Source organism: Actinosynnema sp. NPDC023658 (assembly GCF_040639995.1).
In the GTDB taxonomy this organism is placed as follows: domain Bacteria; phylum Actinomycetota; class Actinomycetes; order Mycobacteriales; family Pseudonocardiaceae; genus Actinosynnema.
Genome location: NZ_JBFAAX010000335.1, coordinates 1 through 6,314 on the forward strand (window position 1 = coordinate 1; position 6,314 = coordinate 6,314).

General features: G+C 70.8%; 6 protein-coding genes and 1 pseudogene. 1 reads left to right on the forward strand and 6 read right to left on the reverse strand.

Annotated features, from left to right (window positions below):
- From AB0G02_RS25670 to rpmE, 5 genes and pseudogenes are all read right to left on the reverse strand, one after another.
- Positions 1-328: pseudogene (locus AB0G02_RS25670) on the reverse strand (peptide chain release factor N(5)-glutamine methyltransferase); the annotation flags it as partial.
- A gap of 18 nt (positions 329-346) precedes the next feature.
- Positions 347-1,732, reverse strand: a complete 1,386-nt coding sequence (gene lpdA, locus AB0G02_RS25675) for a dihydrolipoyl dehydrogenase (RefSeq protein ID WP_360798213.1) — start codon at positions 1,730-1,732, stop codon at positions 347-349.
- A gap of 10 nt (positions 1,733-1,742) precedes the next feature.
- Positions 1,743-2,948, reverse strand: a complete 1,206-nt coding sequence (locus AB0G02_RS25680; RefSeq protein WP_360798215.1) for an acyl-CoA thioesterase/bile acid-CoA:amino acid N-acyltransferase family protein — start codon at positions 2,946-2,948, stop codon at positions 1,743-1,745.
- Positions 2,949-2,969: 21 nt separating this feature from the next.
- Entirely contained in the window at positions 2,970-4,025 is a 1,056-nt protein-coding gene (prfA, locus tag AB0G02_RS25685; protein ID WP_360798217.1) for a peptide chain release factor 1, read from the reverse strand.
- Positions 4,026-4,114: 89 nt separating this feature from the next.
- Complete coding sequence (gene rpmE, locus AB0G02_RS25690) at positions 4,115-4,327, reverse strand: 50S ribosomal protein L31 (protein ID WP_360798220.1); 213 nt, start codon at positions 4,325-4,327, stop codon at positions 4,115-4,117.
- A 248-nt stretch (positions 4,328-4,575) separates the two neighbouring features.
- Between rpmE and AB0G02_RS25695 the strand changes: the two genes are divergently transcribed.
- Positions 4,576-4,983 carry a hypothetical protein gene (locus tag AB0G02_RS25695; protein WP_360798222.1) on the forward strand — a complete coding sequence of 136 codons (408 nt, stop codon included), beginning with the start codon at positions 4,576-4,578 and terminating at the stop codon, positions 4,981-4,983.
- Positions 4,984-5,091: 108 nt separating this feature from the next.
- Here the strand turns inward: AB0G02_RS25695 and rho are convergent.
- The coding region (gene rho / locus AB0G02_RS25700) for a transcription termination factor Rho (protein WP_360798224.1) at positions 5,092-6,314 on the reverse strand (1,223 nt) is incomplete at its 5' end.

Sequence of the window (6,314 nt, forward strand, 5' to 3'; positions counted from 1 at the left end):
CCAGAGTGGACAGACCCCATTCGAGCATCAGCTCGGTCTCCGGGCGCGGGATGAACACGCCCGGCCCGACCTCCAGGTCCACCCCGCCCAGGTGCGCCCGCCCGGTGATGTGCTGCAGCGGCACGCGCGTCGTGCGCTGCCGCACGACCTTGTGCAGCGCCTCCACCACCGGCGGGTCGACCATCGGGATCAGCGGCAGGCGCGAGCGCTCGACCCCGAGCACGTGCGCCGCCAACAGCTCCGCGTCCACCCGGGGGCTGTCGACCCCCGCGGCGGCCAGCATGCGTTCCGCTTCCATGATGGCCGGCCGCAGGGGCTGTCGCGTCATGCCGGACAGAGTAGCCAGTCAGAAGTTGATCATGTGTCCGGCCAGGCCGTGGATCGCTTCCTTGACCGCCTCGCCCAACGTCGGGTGCGCGTGCACGTTGCGGGCCACCTCGTGCACGGTCAGGTCCCACTGCTGCGCCAGCGTGAGCTCCGGCAGCAGCTCGGTCACGTCGGGTCCGATCAGGTGACCGCCGAGCAGCTCGCCGTACTTGGCGTCGCTGATCAGCTTGACGAACCCGCCCGGGTCACCGATGCCGTGCGCCTTGCCGTTCGCGGTGAACGGGAACTTCGCGACCCGGACGTCGTAGCCCTTCTCGCGGGCCTGCGCCTCGGTCCAGCCGAACGACGCGATCTGCGGCTGGCAGTACGTCGCGCGGGGGATCATCACGTAGTCCAGCTCCATGGTCTCCGCGCCCGCGATGGTCTCCGCGGCGATGATGCCCATGGACTCGGCGGCGTGCGCGAGCATCAGCTTCGCCGTCACGTCCCCGATGGCGAAGATGTTGTCCACGGTCGTGCGGCACCGGCTGTCGACCGCGATCGCGCCGCGCTCGGTGAGCTGCACGCCGGTCTTCTCCAGGCCGTAGCCCTCGACCCGCGGCTGGAACCCGATGGCCTGCATGACCTTGTCGGCCTCCAGGACCTCCTGCGCGCCGTCCTTGGAGACCGTCACGCGCACGCGCGGGCCGGAGTCGTCGATGGACTCGACCCGGGTGGACGTCCGCACGTCGATCCCGAGCTTCTTGTACCGCTTGGCCAGCTCGGTGGAGACCTCGGCGTCCTCCAGCGGTACCACGCGGTCCAGGAACTCGACGATGGTGACCTTCACGCCGTAGTTGTGCAGCACGTAGGCGAACTCGACGCCGATCGCGCCGGCGCCCGCGATGATGATGCTCTCCGGCAGGTCCGACGACAGGATCTGCTCCTCGTACGTCACCACCCGCTCGGACAGCTTCGTCCCCGGCAGCAGTCGGGTCGTCGCACCCGCCGCGATGATCGCGTGGTTGAACGTGCCGGTCTCGTCACCCACCTGGATGGTGTTCGCGTCGAGGAACGTCCCCCGACCGTTGAACTCGGTGATGCCGTTCTTCTTCATCAGGAAGTGCACGCCCTTGACGCGCCCGTCCGCGACCTTGCGGCTGCGCTCGTAGGCCGCGCCGTAGTCGAACGTCACCGAGCCGTCGACCTTGATGCCGTAGGCCTTCTGCTCGTGCGTGAACAGGTGCGCGAGCTCCGCGTTGCGCAGGAGCGCCTTCGACGGGATGCAGCCCACGTTCAGGCACACCCCGCCCCAGTAACGCTCCTCGATGACCGCCGTCTTCAGCCCCAGCTGGGCCGCCCGGATAGCGGCGACGTACCCGCCTGGCCCCGCACCGAGGACCACGACGTCAAAGTGTGCGCTCATGAACGACACATTAGGTGCCCAGTTGGTCCGACAAGAACTCAACGGTCCGACGCCACGCGTCGGCGCGGGCGGCGGCCGAGGCGGCGGGCGTGCCGCCCACGGCGGACCGCACGTCGGCCTCGGGGATGACGAGGTCCGTGGTCGGCCGGTGCGGAGGGCCCGCGATCAGGTGTCCTGCGCCCGGGTAGATCACGTGCTCGTACCGGAACGGGTGGTCGTGGGCTCGCAGCCGGCGTTCGGCGACCTCGCTGAGCACCGCGGACGGCCAGCCCTCGTCCGAGCCGGATGAGAGCAGCAACACACCGCCGGCGATCCGCTCGACCGGGATCTCGGTGTCCTCCGGGATGCCGTCGGAGAGGTCGAACGCCAGGCGCAGGGGCACCGGCTCGCCCGCCACGACCTTCGCCCGCAGCTCGTCCGGCACGGAGTGCGGCAGGTACGGGATCGGCCTGCCCCGGTGCGTCCAGGACGCGGCCTCGTGCGACAGCTGCTGCAGCAGCCGCTCGCCGGGCCCGATGCACTGCGTCACGACACCGCTGCCGACCACGCTGACCGCGGCGCCGACGTCGGGGAACGTGGAGGCGACGAGCAGCGCCAGCTCACCGCCGCGCGACCCGCCGACGACGCCGACCTTCCCCGCGCGCCCCTTCAGCAGCTCGATCGCCCGCCCGAACGGCTCCAGCGGGATCTCGACCAGGTGGTCCGGGACGCCGGGCACGCCGAAGTAGGCCTGGGTGAGGACGGTGAACCCGTGGCCGGCCAGCAGCGCCGCGTGAGACTCGCGCAGGCCGCCCTCCGACCCGCCGAGCAGCAGCACGCCGGGGTGCGCCTCGTCGTCGTCCGGCTCGAACAGCACGCCGACCAGCCCGTCCTCGCGGACCTCGGTGCGCCGGAGGCCGTCGGGCACGGTGAGGCGTTCCACCTCCACCTTGTCGACGCCGACGACCTCGACGAGCGTCGGACCGGGTTCTTCACCCGTCCGGGTCATCGACCAGAACAACCCCATCGGGTCGACCCCGGAGTAGGAACCCTCGACGGGGGCGTGCCGGGTCAGGTCGACCACACCGCGCTCGTCGGCCACGAACACCGCCGAGGCCGCCCAGTCACCCGTGGACGCGCGGACCGTCACCCGTTCGTCCGGTGGCAGGCCCTCGACCCGCACGGTCAGCGTCGCGTCGAGCGGGGCGCGCTGCGGGTCCACCACGATCTCGGCCACCGGGACGCCCCTCTCGTCGCCTCACCCGCCGGCGAGCCGCTCCGCGCGGTCCGCGGCCGCCAACGCGTCCAGCACCGCGTCGAGGTCGCCGTCGAGCACCTGGTCCAGGTTATGAGCTTTGTACCCAACCCGGTGATCGGAGATGCGCGATTCGGGGAAGTTGTAGGTCCGCACCCGCTCGGAGCGGTCCACCGTCCGGATCTGGGTGCGGCGGGCGTCCGACGCCTCCTGCTGCTGCTTCTCCTCGGCCAACGCGGTCAGCCGGGCCTGGAGCACCTGCATGGCGCGCGCCTTGTTCTGGAGCTGGCTGCGCTCGTTCTGGCAGGACACCACGATGCCGGTGGGCAGGTGGGTGATGCGGACGGCCGAGTCGGTCGTGTTGACGCTCTGCCCGCCCTTGCCCGACGAGCGGAACACGTCCACCCGCAGGTCGTTCTCGTCGATCTCGACCTCGACGTCCTCGGTCTCCGGGAACACCAGGACACCGGCGGCGGAGGTGTGGATGCGGCCCTGCGACTCGGTGACCGGCACCCGCTGCACGCGGTGCACGCCGCCCTCGTACTTCAGCCGCGACCAGACGCCGTCCGGGGTGTCGGCGCGGCTCTTGATGGCCACCGTGACGTCCTTGAAGCCGCCCAGGTCGGAGTCCGTGCCGTCGAGCACTTCGGCTTTCCACCCGTGGCGTTCGGCGTACCGCAGGTACATGCGCAGCAGGTCGCCCGCGAACAGCGCCGACTCCTCGCCGCCCTCGCCGGACTTGATCTCCAGCACCACGTCCGCGCTGTCGTGCGGGTCACGCGGGAGCAGCAGCTCGGTCAGCTTCGACTCCAGGGCCGGGACGGTCCGGGCCAGCTCCTCGGCCTCCTCGGCGAACACCGGGTCCTCGGCGGCCAGCTCGCGGGCCGTCTCCAGGTCGGACTTCGCCTGCTCCAGCTCGCGGGAGGTCTTCACGATCGGGGTGAGCTCGGCGTAGCGCTTGCCGAGCTTGCGCGCGCCCGCCTGGTCGGCGTGCACCGAGGGGTCTGCGAGCTTGGCTTCCAGCTCGGCGTGCTCGGCCAGCAGGGCGTCCAGCGTCACGATCTTGCTCCGGTCCTGGGGTGTGCGCGGTGGTGCGGAAACGACAACGGCGCCCACCCGCGATCCCGGGGTGGACGCCGTTCTGGCAGCTACTTGGCGCGCTTGCCGTAGCGGGCCTCGAAGCGCGCGACCCGACCACCGGTGTCCATGATCTTCTGCTTGCCCGTGTAGAACGGGTGGCAGTTGGAGCAGATCTCGACGTGGATGGTGCCGGACGACTTGGTGCTGCGCGTCGCGAAGGTGTTACCGCAGTTGCAGGAGACCTCGGTCGTCACGTACTCGGGGTGAATGCCGGTCTTCAACGTCTTGTCCCTTTCCTGGTTGGCCGCCGGGTCCTCGTTGGGGATTCGCTGAGGTGAACCGGAGCCGGACTCGACCCGACAGTGTGCCAGATCGGCTGACTCCCGCTGCAACGCGAGCCCGTCCACGCTTGTTCCCGGTGTGCTGAGTCACAACCGCTTGCCGATGGCGGTCGACCATTTGGCGCATGAGGTAACCGCTGAACTACAGAGAGCAGCGCCGGGCGTTGCGTGGACGCCACACTGGGCCCGTGTTGTGCGCTGTCGGGCGTCCGCTGTCGTTGACCACGTGGTTGGCCGTGCCGTTCCTGTTCGGCACCGCCGTCCTCGGTCTCACCGGACTGGGTGGGGTGCTGCTCGGGGCTCCGGGCCACCTGACCCTGTCGAGCCCCCTGTTCGGCGCGGGCGTGGCCGTGGGCGTGGCGGCGTCGGGCACGGTCTCCTGGACGGCCCGCTGGCAGCGCGTGTGGCTGCGCTGGCCCTACCTGGCGGTCTTCCTGCTGGTGGGCGTGCTGCTGGACGGCGTGCGGGTGCCCGTGGTGGCCGTCGTGGGCGTCGGCGTGCCGGTCACCGGGCTGCTGGTCGTCCAGTACTTCCTCGAACGCCGCCGCACGGCCGCGCTGGTCGACGCGGGCGCCGCGCCCAGCCCGCCCTGCTGACCCCACCCCGACCCCGCCTGCCGACCCCAGGGCCCCGCCTGCCGGTCCGGAACGCCGCGAAGGCCCGCCCGGCGAGGTGCCGGACGGGCCTTCGGTGGTCGGACGCGGTCAGTCGTTGTCCGTGCCCGGGGTGGTCTTGGCCACCTGCATCAGGAACTCGATGTTCGTCCGGCTCTTGCGCAAGCGGTCCAGCAGCAGGTCGATGGCCTGCTGGCTGTCCAGGGCGTGCAGCACCCTGCGCAGCTTGTGCATGACCGCCAGCTCGTCCGGCGAGAGCAGCAGCTCCTCCTTGCGGGTGCTGGACGAGTCCACGTCCACCGCCGGGAAGGTCCGCTTGTCCGCGATCTTCCGGTCGAGCTTGAGCTCGGCGTTGCCGGTGCCCTTGAACTCCTCGAAGATCACCGTGTCACCCGCGGACCCGGTCTCGACCAGGGCCGTGGCGATGACGGTGAGGCTGCCACCCGCCTCGATGTTGCGGGCCGCGCCGAGGAACCGCTTCGGCGGGTACAGCGCCGTCGAGTCGACACCACCGGACAGGATCCGGCCGCTCGCGGGGGCCGCGAGGTTGTAGGCACGGCCCAGGCGGGTGATCGAGTCCAGCAGCACGACCACGTCGTGACCCATCTCGACCAGGCGCTTCGCCCGCTCGATGGCCAGCTCCGAGATCGTGGTGTGGTCCGACGGCGGGCGGTCGAAGGTGGAGGCGATGACCTCGCCCTTCACCGACCGCTGCATGTCGGTGACCTCTTCGGGGCGCTCGTCCACCAGCACCACCATCAGGTGGCACTCGGGGTTGTTCGTGGTGATCGCGTTGGCGATCGCCTGGAGCACCGAGGTCTTGCCCGCCTTCGGCGGCGACACGACCAGGGCGCGCTGGCCCTTGCCGATCGGCATCACCAGGTCGATGACGCGCGTGGTGAGGATGTGCGGTTCCGTCTCGAGGCGCAGGCGCTCGTTCGGGTACAGCGGCGTCAGCTTGGTGAAGTCCGGCCGGTTGCGGGACTCCTCCGGGTCGAGGCCGTTGATCTTGTCCACCCGCACCAGGGGGTTGAACTTCTGGCGCTGCTGCTCGCCGTCGCGCGGCTGCCGCACGGCGCCGATCAGGGCGTCGCCCCGGCGCAGCCCGTACTTGCGGACCAGCGACAACGACACGTAGACGTCGTTCGGCCCGGCCAGGTAGCCCGACGTGCGGACGAACGCGTAGTTCTCCAGCACGTCCAGGATGCCCGCCACGGGGAGCAGGACGTCGTCGTCGCGCACCTCGGTGTCGGTCGACGGGCCGCCACCCTCGTCGCCGCGGCCCACGCGGGGGCGGCGGGGGGGGGTGCGGG

Coding starts and splice junctions, on each gene's coding strand:
- lpdA (WP_360798213.1), bottom strand. CDS start 1,732: ATGAGCGCACACTTTGACGTCGTGGTCCTCGGTGCGGGGCCAGGCGGG.